Origin of the sequence: Gallibacterium melopsittaci, from assembly GCF_042433085.1 — a bacterium.
GTDB lineage: Bacteria > Pseudomonadota > Gammaproteobacteria > Enterobacterales > Pasteurellaceae > Gallibacterium > Gallibacterium melopsittaci.
This window is the reverse complement of the sequence record NZ_JBHLWA010000049.1, coordinates 161052-184037: the sequence shown is the minus strand read 5'-3', so window position 1 is coordinate 184037 and position 22986 is coordinate 161052. Positions and strand designations below refer to the sequence as shown.

The window sequence follows — 22986 nt, the reverse complement described above, 5'->3', positions numbered from 1 at the left end:
AGCTATTTTTCGGGAAAATTTTAACTATCTCAATAAAAAGGTGGATTTTAAGATTATAGCTTTTTTTCAAGCACTAATCGATCTATCCTAGGCTCGGATATTTTACTAGTAATATTTTGAGGTTAAATAATGACTTTTTCACTTTTTAATAAAATGGAATTTGTTGAACAGATTCATCCAAATATTTCTTTACAACGCTACAATGAAATTTTCATGATTGTGGTTGAGCATGAAACAGGACGAGCAATCATATCTTTACAAGGTGCACAATTATTAAGCTGGCAACCAAAATCTGCTTCTCATGATCTATTGTGGTTAAGTGAAGCTGAACCATTTAAAACAGGGGTAGCTATTCGTGGAGGAATACCAATTTGTTATCCATGGTTTGGAACTGTAAAACAACCAGCACACGGCTTTGCTCGTATTAGCCAATGGGTATTAAGTGATTGGCAAGTCAGTGAACACGAAGTGAAATTAATTTTTGGCTTATATTCAGAAAATAATATTGCAATAGCCCGTGTTAGAATGGCTTTTGCAGAGGATTGTAGAATAAAATTTACACAATTAAATAATAGTGCAGCACAAGCAGCATTGCATACTTACTTTAATATCGGTGACATTGAGCAAACTACGATTTTTGGTTTACCAAAACAATGCATGGATAAAGTGGCTAATCAGGTTGTAGAAGTATCGTCACCACTGACTATTAATAAACAAACTGATTATGTTTATTCAGGTGAAAATAGAATTAATCATATTGAAGATAAAGCGAATAAACGGTTTATTGAAGTAGAACATAATAATGCAAGTAATGTAGTTGTTTGGAATCCTTGGACTGCAACAACGAGTGCGATGACCGCAGAAGGATATAAAACTATGCTTTGTGTTGAAACTGCTCGCGTAGATGAAACTTTAAAACAAGGCGAATCATTAGAAGTAAGAATTATTCAGCAGTAGTTCCCCTATCATAAATAAAACAATTATCTGACCTGCTAACATTTAAATCTGAAAGATATTTTAAATTGAATAAAATCATGCAGGTCAGATTTAGATTATTGTGATTTCTTGGTTAAAGGTTTTCCCCTAACTTCCCCAGTTAAGGCTTGTAAGAAAGCAACTAAATCGTCAATTTGATCTTCAGGTAGTGTTTTACCTAATTGGTATTTTAAAACCATTCTAACGGCTTCATGTAAATCATTAGTTCTTGCATCATGAAAATACGGTGCTGTTAGAGCAATATTGCGTAGAGTAGGTACTTTAAAACGATATTTATCAATATCCTGTTTAGTCTGATTATATCGCCCTAAATCGGCTTCGGTTTCAGGTGTGTTGCGATCTTTAATATAGTCTGCATAAATCCCCATAACCTCAAAAGAATTGCCACCCATATTGATACCGCTATGGCAAGTATCACAGCGATTTTGTTTAAATAATTGGTAACCACGTTGTTGTTGAGCATTGAGTGCTGTGGTATCTCCTTTTAAATAGCGATCAAAAGGACTATTTGGTGTGATTAAACGTTTCTCAAATTCAGCTATTGCATCCGTCATATTAGCTTTTGTTAATTCAGGATAAACTTGTAAGAATAGGTCGAGAAATTGCGGATCTTGTGCAAATTTCTGTTCAATTTCTTGCCAATTATGATATCCCATTTCAATCGGATTCACTGGCGGTTGAGCAGCTTGCTCAGCTAGTGTTTTTGCTCGACCATCCCAAAATTGCCAACTATTAAAAACAGCGTTATACACCGTTGGTGCATTGACAACACCTTTTTGTCCATTGATTCCATTAGATGTCGCTAAACCATCAACGCCGCCATTATCCAGTAGATGACAACTAAAGCAGTTAATAGAATTATCCAAAGATAAACGTTCATCCGTAAATAACATCCCTCCAATCATGACTTTGCGAAAATCAACAGGTAACATAGCTGGAATAGGTTGAATAAAGGTTTGTTGATCTGTGTTAGGAAGCTTTTGTTGATGTTGTTGAGTAACCCATTGATTTAATATAGTTTGTTCTTGTTGGTTTAATTGGTAAGGTAATTTGGCGTGAATATCAGTGGCCTGTTGGTAATGGGTTAAAAAATATTGTAATTTCGCAATATCGGTAATAGTGATTCGTTCTGGTTGTGGTAGGTTGTCAGTAATTTGGCTTGTTAAGAAACTTTTTTGACCAATTTCGATATAACGTACCGTTTCAGGATCCAAATTATTCGTGCCAACCGTTGCAGTATGGCAATCAATACAATGTTTATCGGTGAAGATTTTTTTCATCTCAAGAGCCGTTAATTGCTGTTGAGTTTGGGCAATATCGTGATTAGCAGTATTGGAGGTATCCGCAAAGGAGAAAGTACTTAAGAGTAAAAGAGAAGTAGTAAGTAAAGTCGTTTGAACTGTTTTCATAGTGATAATAAATAACAAAAAAACTTTTTGAGTTATTAAAAAGAATTGCAATCAAAAGCACAATAATGGAAAAGAGGTAATTATAGCAAGAAGTTGAAATTGTTTGATCTAGGTCAGAGAGGTTATGCGTGAGTTAAAGTCTTGCTTAGAGTATCAATAATCATATAAAGATAGATAAAACGGAGGAAATGGTGAATGATTCAAACATAAAAAAAGACCACATTTTAAGTATGTGGTCTTTAATTTTTGGTGCCTGGGCGAGACTTGAATATTTAAATTAATTATTTTAATTTCAATTACTTATTGATTTTAATATTTTACTTGGTTACATTCTTGGTTACAAAAATTATTTGTCATATTTCAAAATTATATTTAAACCCTAATTTATTTTTTTATATAAAAGGTATTCACCGTGTTCACCACTACAAAAAAATTATTATATATTAATAATTTATAAGGTGAACACTTCTTTTTTAGGTATTCACTAAGTGTTCACCCTGTTCACCATTATAAAAAAGGATACTTTTTAATCAACAAAATAGATATAGATTGTTGTAATTAGGAATAAAAATTTAAGGCAAAATGTAAAAAAGCATTGTGGTTAAAAATAAACCAAATGGCAGATAAAACTATCTATATTTCCTTTTCCTCAATTTGAGAATAAGCCAAATCAAAGAAACTTAGTTTTTAAGCGACACAATAAAAAACCGTTAGGCAAAAAATCCTAACGGTTATCTCTTTCACATTCTTATTTTGTTAATTTATTCCTGTGTTAGTTGTTCTCTTGCTCGACAGAGAAGTGGATAGATTTCATTATTATTGCGGTATTTCTCCTCAAGTGCGTTAAATCGTTCAACTTCATTAGCAAATTTTGGAACAGATACTCTTACATTCTCTTTTTTCATTCCTCGAAGTGCTAGACAATGAAGGAAATTAATATCGCTCAAACCTTGAGGATTTCTTACAAGTCTTTCATTAGGCAAGTAAAAATTAAATTGACACTGCGGTAATTGCTCAATAAGCCATTCTATTTTAGAACAATCAAACTCCCGTTCATCACTTCCATAATCTAACGATTTTAACTGTGTTAATTGACCTAATATAGTGATGTCAGTTGCAGTATCCATATCAATAATTTCTAATGCTGGAAACTTTACTAAACTTGCTACATTGACATCATTGTAATAGCAACAAAGTGAAATCTCTTTTAAATTTGGCAAATCATGTAAAGCGGATAAATCAGTAAGCGCATTAAATGAAAGGTCTAGTTCCTCTAATTCGGTTAATCCATTGAAATATTGCAATTGTTGGTTATCAGAAAGCCAGTTTTCATGAATAGAAATGCGTTTTGCGTGTTTCGCAGTTTGGAAACCGCTTAAATCTTCTAAATCACACTGTACTATTTCGATACATTCCAGATTATGAAAAAATTCAAATGAGGGAACTTTGGTAAGTGTATATTCAGGGTTAGAAGGAATATCATTCATATAAGAAATTTGCTTTAATTCAAAAATCTTCAGTAAATGTTCAGATCGTTTTAAATCGGTGTATTTGGTATGTTTAAGGTCATAAAAATCAACATAATACTCCGGTTTGTCATAAATGGTAATTAGCAAAACTTTTCTGAAATTCTCCTCTAAACCATACCACCATTCAAAATGAGATAGATTGAGTTCATTCATCATTTAGCCCTCTAAATAAATTATCTTATCGTCTCCATCTTATCGTTTTTCATGAAGAAAGACTTGTACCTATATCACATTAATTCATCTGAAATCATAGGAAAAATAAAAAAATCACTTTTTTTCACGTTGTTATAGTACACAAAACAACACAAAAAGGATGAATTTATGGCATTAAATCTAATCTCTAAACAGTTATTTTCACGGCAACGATACGCAGAACTTTATACACAACTTAGGAATGCTAACTTACATTCTGATGTTTTATTCACACCATTACATTTTATTGAAGCGTTGCAGATTGATACTAAAAGCACCTTGAACAGTTCAAGTATTGCTTCTGAAGCACAACAAACTTATTTAGAGGAACAACTTAAACAGTTACGTCCGATACTAGAAAGCCGATTTTATGAAGTAAAGAAAGTGACGGATATTGTCTTTGACGCTAATGAGTTTTACGGTTACCGCTTTATTAATCCTAAAGTAATGAGCTTTAAAGATGAGCGTTTAACGTTAGTGCGTGGAGCAATGTTATTTCTCACATTAACAGACGGTCAAAGTCTAGTTATTGTTTTCCAACAAATCGACCTGAAAAACAGGTTATATCTGTATAAACAGTCGCAAAAATTCTTAAAACCCGCCTATTACTTTATTAATCGTGTGAATGTCACCTCACTCATTTATGATGGGGAACTAAGCGAAGCCTTAGAAACAGATTGTTATTTACGTTTAGCCGAATTAGTCAATTTAAATCAATACGCAATGACGCAACACCAGCCTACAACAACCAATACACTGACAGACGCAATAGACGACTATCAACGCTTTTTAATAAAACGCTGGCGGACGAATAACAATGAAAGTTATAGCGAAGATAGAACACCTTTATATAAGTTTTTAACGGCGAGCGTGAACTTACCGAGTATTTATCAGCAAGTTATCCGTAAACTTACCCATAGTGACCGAATCGAACAAATCAATATTGAAATAGAACGCTTAAAACAAAAACAACGAGAAGAAGACCTACTATGTCAAATTGACATTCAAGCATACGTTCACAGGGCAAGATTAGAAAGGGCTTATATTGATAAAACCCATTTTCAATTTAGCCAAGAAAATGAACGACACCAAGCACGTTATCAACAACGATTACAAGACTGTAAGACATTCATTCAAGGATTAAATGATAGTGATAAGAAGCGCTGTGAATCACTTATCTTATTTGATGATGGCAGAACGCAAACGCACTATTCAGACACAGAACGACAGCAACACTGTGAACAATTCAAACAAACGATTCAAGATAACATTAACCAATTACAGGAGGAAAGATGGGCGATTATCCAACAAAGCAAAACACCGAATTACCCCCTTATTTAACGGCAAAGGATATTGTAAAGCTCACTGGATTAACATTACAAACTATCCGCAAGCATTACAACGCAGGACACTTTCCTAAGCCAGTCAAAGTAGGCAAAAAAGAGTTCTGGAATAAAGCAAAAATTAACGCATTTTTATCAAATGAAAACTAACTAAAAGGAAACAAACAACATGAATAAACAAGTAAACCACAACATGAAAAAAGAACGAATCGCGATGTTACATCAATCCGATTTATGGCGTATTGAGGGAGAGGGCTTCTTTACCTCTGGCTATGTTGAGCCTATTGATAGTTACGTTCCTAAAAACCAATACTCAATCTATCTAGAAAGGCGTGTAAAACGACTAAAAGCCGCTATTTTGGCGTATTTTCATAGACAAGCGATAGATTCCCTAAACCAAACTACAAAAAAACCTCAAAAAAGCGTTGAAGCAATCAATCAACTCTATATCGAAGCGAGAGAGATTCTCTTAATTGATAATCCGATGGAATGGACAAAATCTTACCGCCCTGATTTTATCGAGTTATTAGAAGATGAGGATTTAAAGACTATTATGCGATTAAATCACTACAAAATTGGAGGCGTTTGTTAATCAATAAACCGCCCTTGTTGGCGGTTTTTTAAATAGGAACATTATCATGAGTAACTGGACAACAAAAAAAGGCAGACCGTTCAAAAACGACCCTAAAGTATTGATTCAAAAAATACAAGACATTATCAGCTCTTACTTAAAAAACGAACCGCCATTGTATCGAGTAATTAAAGTAGGCTCTCAAGCTCATTTAATACCTGGTGAAGTTCCTATTTTAAGTCGCTTTTTACTAGAAAATAACGTGAGTGAGGGGGCTTTTTATCGTTTACTTAAACATCACCCAGAACTGGCCTATTGGTATGAAATGTTTCGTATGCTACAAATAGACCGATTAACCAATATAATGTTAATGAACATTTCTCATGACGCGACAAAAGGCTGTATTTTTCTGTTAAAAATGGCATATAAGCGTAGAGAAAAAGAGATGAACAAGATACAAGAGGAAATAGATTATCAGCAACGGATTGAGGAGTTAAATAAAATTCTTAACAAAATAGATGATTAAAATACAATCAATTATGGCGGACGTATAAAGAAGCTAGAATTTTTAGATAATGGGGTATATCCAAAAATTGGATATGCCTTTTTGGTGGCGGTTAATACATGGGTTTCCTAAATTATTGGATACCCTTTTTTAAGCGCTATTAAATAGCGATGAACGAAATTGCATATCGGTTATTTATCACTTTAATTTGTAAATAATCATTGATTTAACCCAAAAACGGGACAAAATAAAGAATATGACAAAATTAACGCCGATAACGTGGAATTATAGAGAGGGGATATATGAATATTAAACCAATCAAAACCGAAGCGGATTACCAAGCAGCATTGCTTAATATTGAGCCTTATTTTGATTTAGAGCAAATGACCGAAGAACAACAAGATTATTTTGATATCATGCTTACTTTAATTGAGTCTTACGAAGCAAAGCACTATCCAATAGATCCACCTGACCCAATAGAAGCGATTAAGTTTAGAATGGAACAACAAGGGCTAGTAATTAAGGATTTAGAGGGAATTATAGGCAAGCCTAACCGAGTGTATGAAATCTTTAATAAAACCCGTCCTTTAACGCTAAATATGATTAGAAACATCAATAAAAAATGGGAATTAGTGCGGACATATTAATTCATCAATCATAAAGAAGTATCGCTTTTAGATAATGAGGATATACGCCATTGCCGTCCCCCCCCCCTTTTTTTTAGGCAACATTAAAATGAAAAAAGAATATACTTTTAGTAAAGGAATTAAAAATCCTTACGCTAGAGAACTGAAAGAAAAAAAGTAGTTACTATTAGAATTGAGGACGAAACAATAGATTATTTCAAACGTCTTTCAGATGATACAGGCTTACCATATCAAACATTGATCAATTTATATTTAAAAGACTGTGTAGAGCAAAAGTGAAGCCCTAAAATATTGTGGTAATGCTAAATATAAATTATTGTATTCGAACAACCATTACACAAAACAACGCTAGAAACAGAACAATAACTCATTTAACGTGGATAGGTGACGGAGTAGCTACCACACTGACAAGGTGAATAACCCTATTTGTTTGCCTTTCACGTTCTCACCAAATAGGGGTAACGCATAGGGGCATTAATGATTGATCTTGCTAATATTCAAGCAGATATAAGTAAAAAATATCTATCTTTAGAACATCTAAGAGCCATTATCTATCAACAAAAACTAGAAAAAAATAAACTAAAAGGAAAAAATGAAAGTGATTTTGGTTTAGCAACTTGTGCTAATGACGTGCTTATATTACTAAATAACGCAATAAATTCAGGATATAACATAGAATGTTATAAACAAAATACTATAAGGAAAGTACCTTATAAAACTAATTTCAAAGATTTAGAAAAATATTTAAATTTTTGGATATTTAAAGATTATGAAATCGAACAGCAAAGTCAGGGATTATTTGTAAATTATTCGATGTCTGAAGAAGTTTGTAAAGAAGAAAGGCTAGATTATCTTAATAATGAATATTTATTAATAAGAAGTCAAATAGAAGAAATTATCAATGCTAAAATACCTTATTTTGAAGATGTTTCCGAAGTAGTAGATATAAAATTAACACCATTAAAAAATGAAACCAAAAAAATAGAGGAGTTACAATTAGAGTTAGAAAAGAAAGACAAATTAATCGAAAAATTACAAAGACAGATCGATGAAAATAACAATCTAATAATGATAAATGAATTTATGGAAAATGATCGATTATCATTAGCTATTCAAACAAGAAAAAAATATTGGTCAGAATATAATCCAGATTTAGGCAATACGCCTAAAGCTGCATCAATTACAGAAGAACTTCAATCAAAATATAACTTCTCAAAAAAACAAGCAGAAGCAATAGAAATAGTTGCTTGCCCAATCAACCGTAACTAATTGATTTTATTACTATCACCCAAAAGGGTAATACTGAAATTTGCTATTACCCTATTGCTATAACCCCACAGAGATAGTTTTTAATACCCTCCGTAACGTTACAAATTCATTCATTAATTAACAAATGCAATCGAAATGAAAGTAATAGGAGGTGATTAATGCCTAATTCAATTCAAGATGGCGACAGCCTTATTAATAAACAAACTGTATCTATGAAAGTTGGTTTTGGTAAAACCAAACTCGCCGAAATGATTAAAAACAACCAATTTCCTCAACCTATCCGATTTAGTCAAAATTGTATTCGTTGGAGATTATCCGAAGTGAACCAATGGATAGAAGAACAAGCAGCTACTCGTAATATTCAAGGAGGTAACTAATGAGAAAACCAACAAGACAAGAACGAGTAGCAAAAGCTTTATTAAATCCTAATGGGGTTTCAGAAAGAGAGATGGTTTTTACACTTAATATCACTAGCGGACGTAATGAAATTAACGAAATTGAAAAAAAATTAGGGGTTATTTTCACAAGAGAATGGAATAAAACCGCAGACGGATTAGGGCAATATTACAAATATTATTGCCCGAATAAAGAAACCGCATTAAAGCTAATTAAATTTATTGAGCGATTAGCCTTAATGCGTAAAGGAACTCTCTTTACACCAGAGAACGTAAAGCAAATTTTAAATCAATTTTAAGGGGAAGTTATGATTATTAATACTGAGCTTTTAGAGGAGAAAATCGAATTAATCGATCAACTTCTAGAAAATATTAAAACAGGAACATCTGTAAAAGAAACTGACTTAAATACAGGTGAAATCAAATATTTAAATATTATGGAAATCATTGAAGTTATTCAAAACGAATTAACAAATCTTTATAAATAAAAAAAGACCTCAAGGGTATCAGACTTGAGGTTCTTCATTCCACATAAGGTATTTTAATATAAACGCTATGAACATTTATTATACAGACTTTGAAAAAAAATCTCAATTAAACTTTACAAGTATTAGTAAATTGAGCTATTTTATTTCTGCTTTAGCAAAATCTAAAGCCGAGCCTCAGAACTCGAATAATTTATCAGTGGCGCATAACACGCCTTTAAATGCGTGTTTTTTTATGCGTAGCACACGCACACCTAAATTAAATCAACTTACACCATTGGTGGATGTTGGTGTTGTCTATCTACTGATGGTGGATATATCAATAGGTCAAAATTTAGTCGCTCAAGTTGAGCTACTAATATTATCGTCTATGGTAGCGTGTAACGGGAAAGGTTTTGCCCTTTGCTGTGTTCCACTGATCGCAGTTTCTGAGCCCGTTACACGTTACCGCCCAAGCCTCAGAACTTTAGCGGTAACTTCTAAAAACTTATTCAGTGGAGTTACAGCAATGATCTATCAATTTCTCGCCGTATCACGTCAACATTACGACCAATCTAAAGCAGAACAAATCCGCATTATTGCCGACAATGAAACACAGGCTAGAACGTATCTCGCGCCTAATTACGTTTTAGTGAAATTAGGACAGCTTCCAGATAAAGCAAAAAATCATAGTACTTTAGATGTTCGTTCATTTAATTTAGCAGGAGGCTTTTATGCTTAATGTAAACGCTATTCAAAACGCTATTGAATCTGCAAGTTCAAAAGTGGTTATTCCTCATGATGTTAATACATTAGACTTGATTAAAAATTTCGTTGCTTGTAGTATTGCTAGCACTATCACTGTTAACGGACACCGCACCCGTAAGACTTGCGGATTTTTTGTACCTCAAATTCACACCATAGGGCGACTAACCCTATCTAAAGCCGAATTTGTGGCAAGGTCTATACGTCGAACTAAGGCGAGTAATCGCACGAATAAGGCGAGCCGATTAACAGCGGTAGTTGAAGCCTTGCTACACCTACTAAGGTTGGCAAATCATTTACTAATTACTGTTAAGAGAATCCTCACAATGAAAACTATCCAACACGTAAAAGACGGAAAACCGTCTATCTTTCCTATTGCGTTCACTTCAACAATGGCGGAGGTGAACAATGACTGAATTTCATGAACTTACCGAAAGACAACATTACTTACAAGCACAATCTCTTTTATGGGAAGCCTATGCCATTGTTTCAATAGCGAGTAAAGCCAATGAGAAAACAAACAACATTATCGATATACAAGCCGCTTTACGTGGTGCGTTAGTGTTAATGGAACAAGGGCTTGACCATTTAGGGGAGCTATAATGATGAAACTTACTAATGCCCCTTTTTTAAAAGAGCAAAATAACGAGCCATACAACGCCTTGACCGTATTAGCTGGATCGGAAGCGTGGCAGATGTGGAATAATGGCAATGGCGAGGGGTGGAAACTCCTTGCCGAGTCTATCGGTACAGACTACACGAAAAAGCCTGTTATTTTAGGAGATGAACAACTAAAAAACCTAAACACATTAAGAATTGCACCAGAAGGTAAAAAACGAGTTGATATTTACCAATTTGGACAACTTAGCGACAATCATTTAGACGCAATAGTCTTAAATCTAGCACAAAATAGCCCTAATGTGGAAATCGTAACACACAATAATAATATAGGTGACAAAGTTAGAGATTTAAGTAATCAGTTAGAAAAAATCAAGCAAAACGATCATGTAAGTGTTATGAGTGCGAAAGATTCCGCTGCTAAAGTCACTACACCAGCATTTATTAAAGATAGCGATTCAACTAATATCAAAGCTAAAGCCTTTATAGAATGGCTAGATTTAGATTTAGCATTGAATCGCGAAAGTAACAATATCTATTCTTATAATGGTTTAATTTGGGAATTGCTTGAAGATAAAGATTTAACTTATAAAGCCGTTGAATTTTTTGAAAAGAATCAAGCGTCTTATTCTGCTAAAGGAATTGGTAACGTTATTGATACCGCAAAAATTCAATTACCTTTAATGAGGGAAAGCAAAAACTTTCTTTCATTTAAAAATGGATCTTTGAATCGTGATACGTTTGAGTTTAAACCGCATAGCCGCGAGGATTATTTAACTTCTGTGATCCCTTATGATTACCTCACCACTAAACAAGACACACCATTATTTGATAAATGGTTAGATTTTGTATCAGAGGGAAAAACAGAGAAAAAATATAATCTCTTGGCCGCGTTATACATGATTTTAACGAATCGCCATAACTGGCAATTATTCATAGAAATTACCGGAAAAGGTGGAAGCGGAAAGAGTGTTTTTGCGGAAATTGCAGCCATGTTAGCAGGGAGAGAAAATACCGAATCAGCCAGATTACAAGACTTTGACGATCCGAAAGAAAGAACACCACTTTATGGCAAAACGTTGACTGTTTGCCCTGAACAATCTCGTTATGGTGGCGATGGGTCAGGATTGAAAAGTATTACAGGGGGTGATGCGTTAGCGATTGAGCCGAAATATAAAAACAAATTTAAGTCTATTATTCCAGCAGTTATTTTAATTGTGAATAATGAGCCGACTCGCTTCACAGAACGAGCAGGCGGCATTGAACGGCGAAGAGTGATTTTTTCTTTTAATTGTGTTGTTCCTGAAAATGAACGTGATCCAGACTTTGTCAAAAAGCTAGAGAGTGAAATTAGCGGTATTATTTTCAAATTACTTAATACGTTTCAAAATCCATTAGAAGCAAAAGCAGCGCTAGAATCACAAAAAAATAGTGATGAAGCGTTAGAAGTTAAGAAACATTCCGACCATATCACCGCATTTTGTGAATTTTTAACGACATTGCCAACGTTGGAAGGAATGTTTATTGGTAATGGGAAAATGCTACAAAATAAAGCGGATACACACCTTTACCCAGCTTATCTGGTCTATATAGGAGCAAATAATATCAATGGAGGATTAACATTAAATAATTTTAGTGAGGCATTAAATCAAGGATTAGAGCAAAATAAAGTACCTTATCCAATGGAAAAAAGGAAAACCAAAAATGGTGTAAAAACGAATATCGTTTATAAAGATTTTCAGGATTTTTATACACAATTCGTCAGACTTTAACAATCAAATAAAAAAGCACTTGTTAAAACTATTTGATTGTAATAGACTAAATTTAATTAGCAAAATCAGTTAGTTAGCCTCAAAAAGGTGAACACTAGGGTGAATACTGGGTGAATACCGTATTCACCCTTTATCCTTTTGATTTATAAAGAAAAAATGATGAAGTGAACACGGTGAACACCTTTTTATAAAAAAAGTTTTTTTGAGGTTAAAATTCAATCTAAATAACCCTTTTCGCATTTTTCAACAAAATCTCCCCAAAGTTGCATTACAGGCTTTTTCTGTTCAAGATAATCAGAACGGTTATAAGCACGCCTAACTTGATCTTTAATCCCATGAGATAAACAAGCCTCAATAATATCAGGGGAAATCATAGGTTCATATTCATTTAAATATGTGCTACCAATCGCCCGTAATCCATGACCAGTTAATTTATTCTTATAACCAATATCAATTAATGCTTTATTTACTGTTTGACTATTCATTGGTTTATTTATTGTTCTGTAGCTCTGGAAAATATATTGGTCATTTCCTGTAAATGGTTTCATTATGTCTAAAAGTTTTAATACTTGAGATGATAAAGGAATAATATGCGTTTTCCTTGTTTTCATTTTTTTAGCTGGGATTATCCAAATTTGCTTTTCTAAATCAATTTCAGACCATTCAGCACTACTAGCTTCTATTGGTCTAGTCAGTGTTAAAAGTTGGAATTTAATTAAACAGCGAGTAAATAGAGTAAGTTTAGAATTTTGTATTTTGGCTAATAGAGTAGGTAGCTCTTCAGGTCGTATAGTAGGATTATGTTCATTATGACCAAAGTTAAAAACAGCATTAATATTTGAGCAAGGATTAAAAGGAATTAAGCCATAATTTACAGCGTAGTTAAGAATTTCATTTATTAATCTGATCGTACGTTTTAATGTATCTCCTTTTCCTTGTTGGTTTAATGGCTCTAATTTTTGAATAACTAGGCTAGGAACGATTTCAGAAACAGGAATATCTGCCAAATATGGAAAGACATAAATTTCTAAACGTCGCCAATTCTTTTTTAAAGTAAGTGGTTCTATTTCCGTTTCTTTTTTCACTTTCCATTTTTGAGCTACGGTAAAAAATACGTTTTCTAAGCGGTTACTGATTGTTTGTTCATATACTTTTATTTTTTCTTGCGGGTCGATACCTTGAGCTAATAACGAGCGATACTCTTCACGTTTACTTCTTGCTTGTGCGAGTGATATTTCTGGATAAGCGCCTAAGCTAATTTTTACTCTTTTATCAGTATTGGGGCGAATGTAATTAAAGCGCCATGATTTAAAGCCTGTAGGCTGGATAAGTAAAAATAACCCATTTCCATCAGTCAATGTGTAAGGCTTATCTTTTGGTTTTGCTCTCTCAATTTCTGTATTAGTTAAAGGTTTGGTAACTTTAGGCATTAACATTACTCCGTTTTATGTAACCACGTTAAGGCGATTATATAACGTGGTTACATTAATGGTTACAAAAAAATTCAGTTTAAAGCGGAATAATACGGAATGATACGGAAAGTAAACTTGATATTACAGGCATTAAAAAAGCCTTTCGGGTAATTACGAAAGGCTTTGGAAAGTATTTTGGTGCTCTGGGCGAGACTTGAACTCGCACGTCCTACAGACACTACCCCCTCAAGATAGCGTGTCTACCAATTCCACCACCAGAGCGAAATTCTTATTTTGGAATATCTTGATTTTGTTCTTGTTTAACTGGTAATTCAGTTGCTGGTTTAGCAGCATCTTGTTTTTGTACTTCTTGAGCAACACCTGAAAGGTCATCAAAAGTACCCTTTGGTTTTGCAGAATGTGCAGTTAAATTACCTAGTAATAAACTAATTGCGAAAAATAAAATTGCTAAAATGGTTGTTGTACGGGTTAAAAAGTTACCTGCACCACTTGCACCAAATACTGTACCTGATGCACCTGCGCCAAATGATGCACCCATATCAGCACCTTTACCTTGTTGAACAAGAATAAAGCCGATCAATGCAATCGCAATAAGTGGATAAATAATTAAAAGAACTTGATACATTGTAAATCACACATTTAATTAAAACTTTAATTTAGCAGCTTCTGCTAAAAGCAACGGCGTGCATATTATAAGATTAGTCAAAGTTGTGCAAGCGTATTTTATCTGGGGTTTGCTTAATTGATAAAAAAATGAGCGATAGAGCGATAAGAACAAAAAGTTAGTTAATTTAGGGTTGTTTCTGTTAGCAAAAAAGTGTAATTTTATCGTTACATTTGGTGTATATAAATATTTACAAGGTGTTTTAAAATGAGAAAAGACAGTATTCATAATGTCCATATTGTTGATGAAAAGGTATTAATCACTCCTGATGAATTAAAAGCAAAATTGCCATTAGAAAATCCACTTAGACAAAATATCGAACGCTATCGACAAGAAATCGCTGATATTGTACATCGTCGTGATAAACGCTTATTAGTAGTATGTGGGCCTTGTTCTATTCACGATATTCCTGCTGCATTGGAATATGCAGAAAAATTAAAAAAATTATCTGATGAAGTGAAAGATCAATTATATATTGTGATGCGAGTCTATTTTGAAAAACCGCGAACAACAGTCGGTTGGAAAGGGTTAATTAATGATCCGAATTTAGATGGTACATTTGATGTAGAGAAAGGTTTACACCTTGCGAGAAAATTATTATTAGATTTAGGTGAATTAGGTCTGCCACTTGCAACAGAGGCACTTGATCCGATTACTCCACAATATTTAGCTGATTTATTTAGCTGGTCGGCGATTGGTGCAAGAACCACAGAATCACAAACACATCGTGAACTAGCATCAGGTTTATCTATGGCGGTTGGATTTAAAAATGGGACTGATGGTAGTTTAGCTACTGCGATTAATGCTTTAAAAGCAGCTTCTCAAGAGCATAGCTTTATTGGGATTAATCAACAAGGACAAGTAAATTTATTGCATACAGGCGGTAATCCTGATGGGCATATTATTTTGCGTGGCGGAAAAACACCAAATTATCAAGCGGAATTCATTAAACAAAGTGAACTTGAATTAGAAAAAGCAGGATTAGAACAATCTATTATGGTGGATTGTAGTCATGGCAATTCCAATAAAGATTATCGCCGTCAACCTATGGTTGCCGAAGATATTTTACAGCAAATTGTTGCGGGTAATCGTTCTATTACGGGAATTATGTTAGAGAGTAATCTTAATGCAGGTAATCAAAGTGCGGAACAACCAAAAGAAAATATGCAATATGGTGTTTCTATTACTGATGCGTGCATTGACTGGCAGACAACAGAAACATTATTGCGTAAAATACATGCTACTTTGGCTCAATTAGAGCGATAAATTATTTTGGAGAGCGTTCGTGGAAGTATTGCAAGAATTACGTGCACAAATAGATGAAACTGATAAAGCATTATTGGCTTTATTGGGGAAACGATTACAGTTAGTAGCCGAGGTTGGTAAAGTTAAACATCAACATGGTTTGCCAATTTATGTGCCAGAGCGGGAAGCGACTATGTTGGCTGCTCGCCGACAAGAAGCAGAAAAAATGGGAATCTCTCCAGATTTAATTGAAGATGTATTACGTCGAGTAATGCGCGAGTCGTATCATAGTGAAAACCAATATGGTTTTAAAACGGTGAACCCAAATATCAAAAAAATTGTTGTTGTTGGTGGGAAAGGTAAATTAGGGGGATTATTTGCCCGTTATCTAGCTAACTCTGGTTATTCAATTACGATTTTAGATCAAGATGATTGGGATAATGCGGCACAAATTTTAACAGGGGCAGATGTTGTGTTAATTTCTGTGCCAATTACAGCAACAGAGAGGGTTATTGAGCAATTAACACCTTATTTACAACCAACAATGTTATTAGCAGATTTAACTTCAGTAAAATCAATGCCAGTAGAAAAAATGTTGGCAGTACATCAAGGTGCAGTCGTGGGCTTACATCCAATGTTTGGCCCAGATATTGGGAGTATGGCAAAACAGGTGATTGCTGTATGTGAAGGGCGATTCCCTGAACGTTGCCAATGGCTACTCGACCAATTTGCAATTTGGGGTGCAAAATTGTATCAAGTTAGCCCACAAGATCATGATCACAGTATGACTTATATTCAAGCATTACGACACTTTTCCACGTTTGCTAATGGTCTGCATTTATCACAACAGCCAGTACAGTTAAAAAATCTATTAGCCTTATCTTCGCCAATTTATCGTCTAGAATTAGCGATGATTGGACGTTTATTTGCCCAAGATCCAGAATTATATGCAGATATTATTATGGATAAACCAGAAAATTTAGCAGTAATTAAAACTTTACAGGCAAGCTACCAACAGGCATTACAATTCTTTGAAAATGGGGATAAACAAGGTTTTATTGCAGCATTCCAACAAGTTCATCAGTGGTTTGGTGATTATTCAGAACAGTTTATGCAAGAAAGCAGACAATTACTGCAACAAGCGTATGATTTAAGAAAACATGACTAGATAATGATGTCGGATACTGTGAAGTATCCGACATTTGTCATTAAAGGTAACTTACAAAATTCTCTTTATTTTTATTGTATTCTTTATTTGGACGAGTAGCGTCATCTTGTGTAGTACCAATCATTACTAAGGCAACCACTTTATCGTGTTCACGACAACCAAATGCTTGACGTAAAGCTGAACCATCAATCCAAGGCCCAGTTACCCAAACATTGTCATAACCTAACGCATTAGCAGCAAGTTGTAACGCATAAGTTGCACAACCAGCACTTAGCATTTGTTCCCAAGCAGGTACTTTTTTGATCTCTTTATTAACTTCTGCAATAACGGCAATAAACATTGGTGCACGTTGTGGAAAACCTGCTGCTTTAGCTAGACGTTCTTCACCTAAATTTAATTCAATCACGGCGTCTTTTAATAATTCACCTAATTTTTGTAAGCCATCATTTTCAATGACAACAAAACGATAAGGCGTTAATTTTCCATGATCGGGAACATGTTTAGCAGCTTTGAAAAGGATTTCTAATTCTTGTGCAGAGGGTGCTGGTGCAATTAAGTTTTTATTTGAGTGACGATTTAATAATAAATCTAGTGCATCCATAGTTTTTCTCCTGTATCAATGAGGTGCTTATTGTAGCATATACAAGTGAAAAAGTTCGTTTATTGATAGGCATTTTATGGTATTTTAACGGGCAGTAAATAATCGAATAGGAAGGTATAGTAGTGTTAGCAGTTGTCCGTTTTCTTTGGCGAGCATTAAATTTTTGTCGCCGTGTTTTAATGAATATTGTGTTTTTATTTATTGCTGGAATTTTATTATTAGGCATCAGTTTAACTATCCACGATAAAAATAATCAACCCATTCCGCAAGGTGCATTACGCCTTAATTTAGCTGGATTTTTAGCAGATAATCGAGATGAAAACAGTGAATTAAAGGCATTATTAAATAATCTGCAGCAGCAATCTATGCCAGAGAAAATTGCTACGTTTGATGTGATTTATACGATTGTGCAAGCAATAGATGATCCGCGGATTAAAGGGATTGTATTGGATCTTAATGAATTTGAGGGAGGCGATCTTCCTTCATTAACTGCAATTGGTAATGCACTAAAACAATTTAGAGAGAGTGGTAAACCTGTGATTGCGATTGCAGATAACTATTCACAAAATCAATATATTTTAGCAAGTTATGCAGATCAGATTTATTTGCATACCCAAGGACAGGTCGAATTGAATGGGCTGTCAGGACAACATTTTTACTATAAATCTATGCTAGATAAAATTGAAGCAACACCGCATGTCTTCCGTGTAGGCACATACAAGTCTGCAGTAGAACCTTTATTGCGTGATGATATGTCAGAAGAAGCTCGCCAAAATGCAACTCAATGGATGAATGCAATGTGGACAAATATTCAAACCACAGTGAGCGAAAATCGTCATACTAATAAAGAACAACTTTTCCCTACTACAGAAAACTTTATTCAACAATTACGTCAATTAAAAGGTGATTTCAGTACATATGCAGTACAAACGAAATTAGTCACTGCAGTTATGGGACATTATGCATTGGAAGAGAAATTAAAAGAGAAATTTGGTGTAGATAAGGAAAACCATTATCAGCATATTGATTTTTCTGATTATTTAAACACACACCCAGATTATGAAAATGCTTTAGCGACACAAAATAATATTGCAGTTGTGCGTGTTGAAGGAACGATTATTGACGGTGAAAGTGAAGAAGAAAGTGTCGGCGGTGATACGGTTGCTCGTTTGTTACGTCAAGCAGCAGAAGATCCTACGGTGAAAGCTGTCGTGTTACGAGTCAATAGTCCTGGTGGTAGTGCTGCTGCATCAGAGATTATTCGTGAGGAAGTAGAACATTTACAACAAATTGGAAAACCTGTCGTTGTTTCAATGGGAGGTATGGCGGCTTCTGGCGGATATTGGATTTCAAGTACTGCAGATTATATCGTGGCGGATAAAAATACGATTACAGGTTCTATTGGTATTTTTGCGGCATTTGTTACGCTAGAAAAGAGTTTACAAAAATTAGGTATTCATAGTGATGGCGTAGAAACCTCTCCATTAGCAAATATGTCAATGCTGACCGAGCTAAGTAAAGAGTATGGGGATGTCTTACAATTATCAATTGAACATGGTTATGATCAATTTTTAAATTTAGTAGCTAAAGGACGCAAATTAGATAAAACCGAAGTAGATAAAATTGCCCAAGGTAGAGTGTGGATAGGTGAAGAAGCCTTAACACACCACTTAGTTGATCAGCTTGGTGATCTCGATACTGCTATGGAAATAGCAAGTAAAAAGATATTGGCAAAGGAAACAAATTTATCAGAAAAAGATATTGGTTATGTATGGCTAACAGATCAAGAAAATAGTGGATTATTATCGTTGTTATCACAAAGACAGGCTAAAGTAATCAACAATTCTCTTTTACAGGCATTAGGCATTGCTGATTTAGCACCAGTTCGCCAATTTCGTCAACAGTTAGGCCTATTAACGCAATTTACTGATCCACGTGGACAATATTTATATTGTTTGAACTGTCAATCTGTTTATTAAGGCATAAAGATGATTAAAAAAATATTACAGTCCATCATTATTGGCTTGGCAGCAGCAATGCTCATTGTATTAGTGTTATCAGGTACTGGGCAAAATCATTTTTTAGCAAAATTTTTTACACCACAAGTGGCTTCCTATAATGAAGCTGTTCGAATTGCAGCTCCTGCAGTCGTGAATGTTTATACTCGCTCATTACAAGAAGCAAATAGCAATGACTTTAGCGTAAATAACTTAGGTTCAGGGGTGATTATGCGAAGTGATGGCTATATCTTGACTAATAAACATGTTATTCAAAATGCGGATCAGATTATTGTTGCTTTACAAAATGGTAATATCTATCAAGCCAATATTATTGGTAGTGATTGGGTGACAGATTTAGCCGTATTAAAGATTAATGCGACTAATTTACCGACAATTCCACAAAATCCTGAGCGTAGTGTTAATGTAGGAGATGTTGCGTTAGCTATTGGGAATCCATACAACTTAGGACAAAGTGTATCACAAGGTATTATTAGTGCGATTGGACGTAATACGATTAGTGAATTTAAACAACAAAATTTTATTCAAACTGATGCTTCGATTAATCAAGGAAACTCAGGAGGAGCATTAATTAATTCCTTAGGAGAATTAATTGGCATTAATACTTTGAGTATTGGACGTGCAGATAATGAAGTAGTTGCTGAGGGGCTTGGTTTTGCAATCCCAATTAAATTAGCAAATGAAATTATGAATAAGATTATAAAAGATGGGCGAGTGATTCGAGGTTTCTTTGGTGTAGAAAGTCGTTTATTTACCAGTGGTCCGATTGAGGATAATTCACAAAAAGGAGTTCTTGTCACTAATTTAAGTCAAGGTGGGCCAGCAGCACGAGCAGGTATTCAAGTGGGAGATGTAATAGTTAAATTTGGCGATACGGTTGTTACTTCACCAGTACAAATGGTAAATATGGTTGCAGAAATGAAGCCTGGTACGATTGTAACTGTACAGGTTTTACGTCGAAATAAACTTTATAATTTCCCAGTAGAGATAGGGGAATACCCAATTAATTAATGGAGGAATGATCATGTTTGAGATTGCTAATTATTGGACAGAACGGCAACAGGTTGACCCAGTACGAGAACATGATCATCGCTCTCCCTATCAACGAGATCGAGGACGAATCTTACATTCTGCTGCTTTTCGTTGTTTACAAGCAAAAAAACAGATTCACTCAATAGGTGAAAATGATTTTTATCGTACTCGCCTGACACATTCATTGGAAGTTGCACAAATTGGTAGTAGTTTAACTGCACAATTACGTTTAGATTCTGCATTTGTTCATTTACAGCAGCAAACACAACAACCATTAGAGGTTTTAAAAAAATCACTGTGCAAATTACTACCGAAAAATAGCCTGATTGAAAGTTTATGTTTAGCTCATGATATTGGGCATCCACCATTTGGACATGGTGGTGAAGTGGCATTAAATTATATGATGAGTGATAGTGGTGGTTTTGAGGGGAATGGGCATTCTTTTCGAATTTTAACTAAATTAGAACCCTATACTCAGCATTGGGGAATGAATTTAACTCGCCGTACACTGCTTGGTATTATGAAATACCCTGTGATATTAGATTTAGCATCACCGCAATATCAACAACTTGATTTACCACGTAGTGAAGATCCCCGTTATGTCAAAATGGAAAATTGGCGACCAGGAAAAGGCATTTTTCGTGATGATCTCACAGCATTTGAATGGGTATTAGCCCCACTCACTCATCAAGATCGCACTTTATTTACTGCATTACCAGAAAGGGTTGATCCTGCAATAACACTAAAAAGTCAATATAAATCATTAGATTGCAGCATTATGGAATTAGCAGATGATATTGCGTATGCAGTACATGATTTTGAAGATGCGATTGTTGTTGGTTTAGTTCATCGTGATCAATGGCAAGCTACGCTAGAAAAACTGTTGTCTAGCGAGGTTGAGTGGATAAGTCGTCACATTGAAGCATTAACAGAAGCCTTATTTTCAGATCAACATTATTTGAGAAAAAATGCGATTGGATCATTAGTGAACTATTTTATTACTCATATTAGATGGTGTGAGAATACTCAATTTACTGAACCTTTATTGCGTTATAACGCTGAATTACCGCCAGAAACAGTAGCTGTTTTAAATATTTTTAAGCAGTTTGTGAGCAAATATGTGATTAAAGATGTTAAGACTCAACGTATTGAATATCAAGGGCAACGCATTTTAATAGAAATGTTCCAGATGTTTATGACCGATCCAACACGATTATTACCACCGAATACCGTAAAACGTTGGCAAACTGCCGAACCACGGCAACAGAAACGGGTTATTTGTGATTATATTGCAGGGATGTCGGATGCGTATGCGTTGAAGTTATATCAACAGCTTTAACAGCTTAAAAGATAAAAAGGAAACTCTATGTGGGTTTCCTTTCTATTTATATAGAATAATCAATTAATATTTTAAGGTTTCACCTTCTTTAGGAACAGAAACACGATCAGTAAGGTGGTTTTTATTGACAAATTTGCGCATCTCATCGGTAGTAACTGCAGCATGATTAACGGCATCCATATGAACAGTAATAATTTTTGCTTGAGGGAGTTGTTTATATGCTTTTGCTACATCAGCTGTCCCCATAATGATGCTACGATCAAACCCATCAACTTGTGCATAACCAGTATTCATTACAACAACATTTGGATGATACGTATTAAGTGCATGATCAATTTGATAAGTCCAAATCGAATCACCCATTAAATAAAGCGTTTTTTCGCCTTTTGCTTGGAAAACTACCCCCATAGCATCACCTAATAATTCTGCTAGTTGAGGTACAGAATACATTTTATCGGTACCATGTTGCCCTGCAACCTTAGTTAATTTAACCGCATGAAATTCTGTATTATCGCCAACAACACGCACATCTTTAAAACCTTGTGAACGGATAATGGCAGCATCGCCAGCATTTTGTACAAAAATAGGTAGATCTTTCGGTAATAGTTTTTGTGCTGCTTCATCCCAGTGATCGGCGTGAGTGTGGGTTACTACTACTGCATCCACTCCTTTGATAACCTCCGCAGGAGGCATAGTCATATCGACTAAAGGATTACGTTTTTCACTATGTGGTGTACCTGGAAAACCAGGGTAGGTACCTTTTGGTGCTAAATAAGGATCAACTAAAAAGGTTGTACCTGCAATATTGATTTTTGCTGTTGCATTACGAATATGTTGATAAGAAATCTCAGCATAAGCTGTTGAAATAGATAATGTTGCTAATAAACAAATAGAAGATAACAGTTTATTTTTAAACATAATTTTTTTCCTTGTTGTGGGTTATTTAAGATAAATCGTGTCATCTTGATGACGGTGGTTATTATCTAAAAAGAGAAAAATAAAAAATATTGA

26 protein-coding genes and 1 tRNA gene are annotated in these 22986 nt (G+C 34.5%); 20 read left to right on the top strand and 7 right to left on the bottom strand.

The features are described from left to right. Positions 1 to 129 precede the first annotated feature (129 nt). Positions 130 to 957, top strand: a complete 828-nt coding sequence (locus ACFFHT_RS10655; protein ID WP_382376062.1) for a D-hexose-6-phosphate mutarotase — start codon at positions 130 to 132, stop codon at positions 955 to 957. 95 nt (positions 958 to 1052) lie between these two features. Here ACFFHT_RS10655 and ACFFHT_RS10650 read toward each other — a convergent pair whose 3' ends face one another. Both ACFFHT_RS10650 and ACFFHT_RS10645 read right to left on the bottom strand, forming a co-directional pair. Beyond that, positions 1053 to 2405 (bottom strand): cytochrome-c peroxidase, encoded by a 1353-nt coding sequence (locus ACFFHT_RS10650; protein WP_382376060.1) that lies wholly within the window; start codon positions 2403 to 2405, stop codon positions 1053 to 1055. Between the two features lie 761 nt (positions 2406 to 3166). Further along, a complete protein-coding gene (locus tag ACFFHT_RS10645) occupies positions 3167 to 4090 on the bottom strand; it encodes a leucine-rich repeat domain-containing protein (RefSeq protein WP_382376059.1) in 924 nt (307 codons plus the stop codon). Between the two features lie 165 nt (positions 4091 to 4255). Between ACFFHT_RS10645 and ACFFHT_RS10640 the strand changes: the two genes are divergently transcribed. From ACFFHT_RS10640 to ACFFHT_RS10575, 14 genes are all read left to right on the top strand, one after another. Beyond that, entirely contained in the window at positions 4256 to 5467 is a 1212-nt protein-coding gene (locus ACFFHT_RS10640) for a hypothetical protein (RefSeq protein ID WP_382376057.1), read from the top strand. Beyond that, a complete protein-coding gene (locus tag ACFFHT_RS10635) occupies positions 5419 to 5619 on the top strand; it encodes a helix-turn-helix transcriptional regulator (RefSeq protein ID WP_382376055.1) in 201 nt (66 codons plus the stop codon). Before ACFFHT_RS10640 ends, ACFFHT_RS10635 begins: the two co-directional genes overlap by 49 nt. Before the next feature lie 19 nt (positions 5620 to 5638). Beyond that, positions 5639 to 6061 (top strand): hypothetical protein, encoded by a 423-nt coding sequence (locus ACFFHT_RS10630; RefSeq protein ID WP_382376053.1) that lies wholly within the window; start codon positions 5639 to 5641, stop codon positions 6059 to 6061. Positions 6062 to 6107: 46 nt separating this feature from the next. After that, positions 6108 to 6566, top strand: a complete 459-nt coding sequence (locus ACFFHT_RS10625; protein WP_382376051.1) for a hypothetical protein — start codon at positions 6108 to 6110, stop codon at positions 6564 to 6566. 281 nt (positions 6567 to 6847) lie between these two features. Next, on the top strand, positions 6848 to 7192 hold the full coding sequence (locus ACFFHT_RS10620; protein ID WP_382376049.1) for a helix-turn-helix domain-containing protein: 345 nt from the start codon (positions 6848 to 6850) through the stop codon (positions 7190 to 7192). Positions 7193 to 7357: 165 nt separating this feature from the next. After that, entirely contained in the window at positions 7358 to 7471 is a 114-nt protein-coding gene (locus ACFFHT_RS10615) for a hypothetical protein (protein WP_382376142.1), read from the top strand. Between the two features lie 198 nt (positions 7472 to 7669). Further along, positions 7670 to 8461, top strand: a complete 792-nt coding sequence (locus ACFFHT_RS10610; protein WP_382376047.1) for a hypothetical protein — start codon at positions 7670 to 7672, stop codon at positions 8459 to 8461. A gap of 158 nt (positions 8462 to 8619) precedes the next feature. After that, a complete protein-coding gene (locus ACFFHT_RS10605; protein WP_382376045.1) occupies positions 8620 to 8838 on the top strand; it encodes a helix-turn-helix transcriptional regulator in 219 nt (72 codons plus the stop codon). Then, positions 8838 to 9155, top strand: a complete 318-nt coding sequence (locus ACFFHT_RS10600; RefSeq protein ID WP_382376043.1) for a PM1773 family protein — start codon at positions 8838 to 8840, stop codon at positions 9153 to 9155. The genes ACFFHT_RS10605 and ACFFHT_RS10600 overlap by 1 nt, the downstream gene beginning before the upstream one ends. A gap of 9 nt (positions 9156 to 9164) precedes the next feature. Further along, the gene (locus ACFFHT_RS10595; RefSeq protein WP_382376042.1) at positions 9165 to 9344 is read left to right on the top strand and encodes a hypothetical protein; all 180 of its coding nucleotides are present in this window, start codon (positions 9165 to 9167) and stop codon (positions 9342 to 9344) included. 67 nt (positions 9345 to 9411) lie between these two features. Continuing rightward, positions 9412 to 10062 (top strand): host cell division inhibitor Icd-like protein, encoded by a 651-nt coding sequence (locus tag ACFFHT_RS10590; RefSeq protein WP_382376040.1) that lies wholly within the window; start codon positions 9412 to 9414, stop codon positions 10060 to 10062. After that, positions 10055 to 10501, top strand: a complete 447-nt coding sequence (locus ACFFHT_RS10585) for a hypothetical protein (RefSeq protein ID WP_382376038.1) — start codon at positions 10055 to 10057, stop codon at positions 10499 to 10501. The genes ACFFHT_RS10590 and ACFFHT_RS10585 overlap by 8 nt, the downstream gene beginning before the upstream one ends. Next, a complete protein-coding gene (locus ACFFHT_RS10580) occupies positions 10494 to 10688 on the top strand; it encodes a hypothetical protein (RefSeq protein ID WP_382376036.1) in 195 nt (64 codons plus the stop codon). Before ACFFHT_RS10585 ends, ACFFHT_RS10580 begins: the two co-directional genes overlap by 8 nt. Next, positions 10688 to 12475 (top strand): DNA primase family protein, encoded by a 1788-nt coding sequence (locus ACFFHT_RS10575; protein WP_382376034.1) that lies wholly within the window; start codon positions 10688 to 10690, stop codon positions 12473 to 12475. The genes ACFFHT_RS10580 and ACFFHT_RS10575 overlap by 1 nt, the downstream gene beginning before the upstream one ends. A gap of 215 nt (positions 12476 to 12690) precedes the next feature. On the opposite strand, the gene ACFFHT_RS10570 is transcribed toward ACFFHT_RS10575, so the two are convergent. From ACFFHT_RS10570 to secG, 3 genes are all read right to left on the bottom strand, one after another. After that, positions 12691 to 13905, bottom strand: coding sequence for an integrase arm-type DNA-binding domain-containing protein (locus ACFFHT_RS10570; protein WP_382376032.1), 1215 nt, complete (start codon positions 13903 to 13905; stop codon positions 12691 to 12693). Between the two features lie 178 nt (positions 13906 to 14083). Beyond that, a tRNA-Leu gene (locus tag ACFFHT_RS10565) sits at positions 14084 to 14169 on the bottom strand. 7 nt (positions 14170 to 14176) lie between these two features. Then, positions 14177 to 14533 (bottom strand): preprotein translocase subunit SecG, encoded by a 357-nt coding sequence (gene secG, locus ACFFHT_RS10560; RefSeq protein WP_382376030.1) that lies wholly within the window; start codon positions 14531 to 14533, stop codon positions 14177 to 14179. Positions 14534 to 14779: 246 nt separating this feature from the next. On the opposite strand from secG, the gene ACFFHT_RS10555 reads away from it, so the two are divergent. Together ACFFHT_RS10555 and tyrA are read left to right on the top strand one after the other, a co-directional pair. After that, positions 14780 to 15838, top strand: coding sequence for a 3-deoxy-7-phosphoheptulonate synthase (locus tag ACFFHT_RS10555; RefSeq protein WP_382376028.1), 1059 nt, complete (start codon positions 14780 to 14782; stop codon positions 15836 to 15838). A 19-nt stretch (positions 15839 to 15857) separates the two neighbouring features. Beyond that, positions 15858 to 16985, top strand: a complete 1128-nt coding sequence (gene tyrA, locus ACFFHT_RS10550) for a bifunctional chorismate mutase/prephenate dehydrogenase (RefSeq protein WP_382376026.1) — start codon at positions 15858 to 15860, stop codon at positions 16983 to 16985. Between the two features lie 40 nt (positions 16986 to 17025). Here the strand turns inward: tyrA and ACFFHT_RS10545 are convergent, their stop codons facing one another. Further along, the gene (locus ACFFHT_RS10545) at positions 17026 to 17586 is read right to left on the bottom strand and encodes an NAD(P)H nitroreductase (protein ID WP_382376024.1); all 561 of its coding nucleotides are present in this window, start codon (positions 17584 to 17586) and stop codon (positions 17026 to 17028) included. A gap of 122 nt (positions 17587 to 17708) precedes the next feature. Here ACFFHT_RS10545 and sppA point away from each other — a divergent pair, with 122 nt between their 5' ends. From sppA to ACFFHT_RS10530, 3 genes are read left to right on the top strand one after another with little or no spacing between them, the layout of a single operon-like run. Then, positions 17709 to 19565 carry a signal peptide peptidase SppA gene (sppA, locus tag ACFFHT_RS10540; RefSeq protein ID WP_382376022.1) on the top strand — a complete coding sequence of 619 codons (1857 nt, stop codon included), beginning with the start codon at positions 17709 to 17711 and terminating at the stop codon, positions 19563 to 19565. Between the two features lie 9 nt (positions 19566 to 19574). Further along, on the top strand, positions 19575 to 20615 hold the full coding sequence (gene degS, locus ACFFHT_RS10535; protein WP_382376020.1) for an outer membrane-stress sensor serine endopeptidase DegS: 1041 nt from the start codon (positions 19575 to 19577) through the stop codon (positions 20613 to 20615). A 10-nt stretch (positions 20616 to 20625) separates the two neighbouring features. After that, positions 20626 to 21975, top strand: coding sequence for an anti-phage deoxyguanosine triphosphatase (locus ACFFHT_RS10530; RefSeq protein WP_382376140.1), 1350 nt, complete (start codon positions 20626 to 20628; stop codon positions 21973 to 21975). Between the two features lie 63 nt (positions 21976 to 22038). On the opposite strand, the gene ACFFHT_RS10525 is transcribed toward ACFFHT_RS10530, so the two are convergent. Next, positions 22039 to 22893, bottom strand: a complete 855-nt coding sequence (locus tag ACFFHT_RS10525; RefSeq protein ID WP_382376018.1) for an MBL fold metallo-hydrolase — start codon at positions 22891 to 22893, stop codon at positions 22039 to 22041. Positions 22894 to 22986 lie beyond the last annotated feature (93 nt).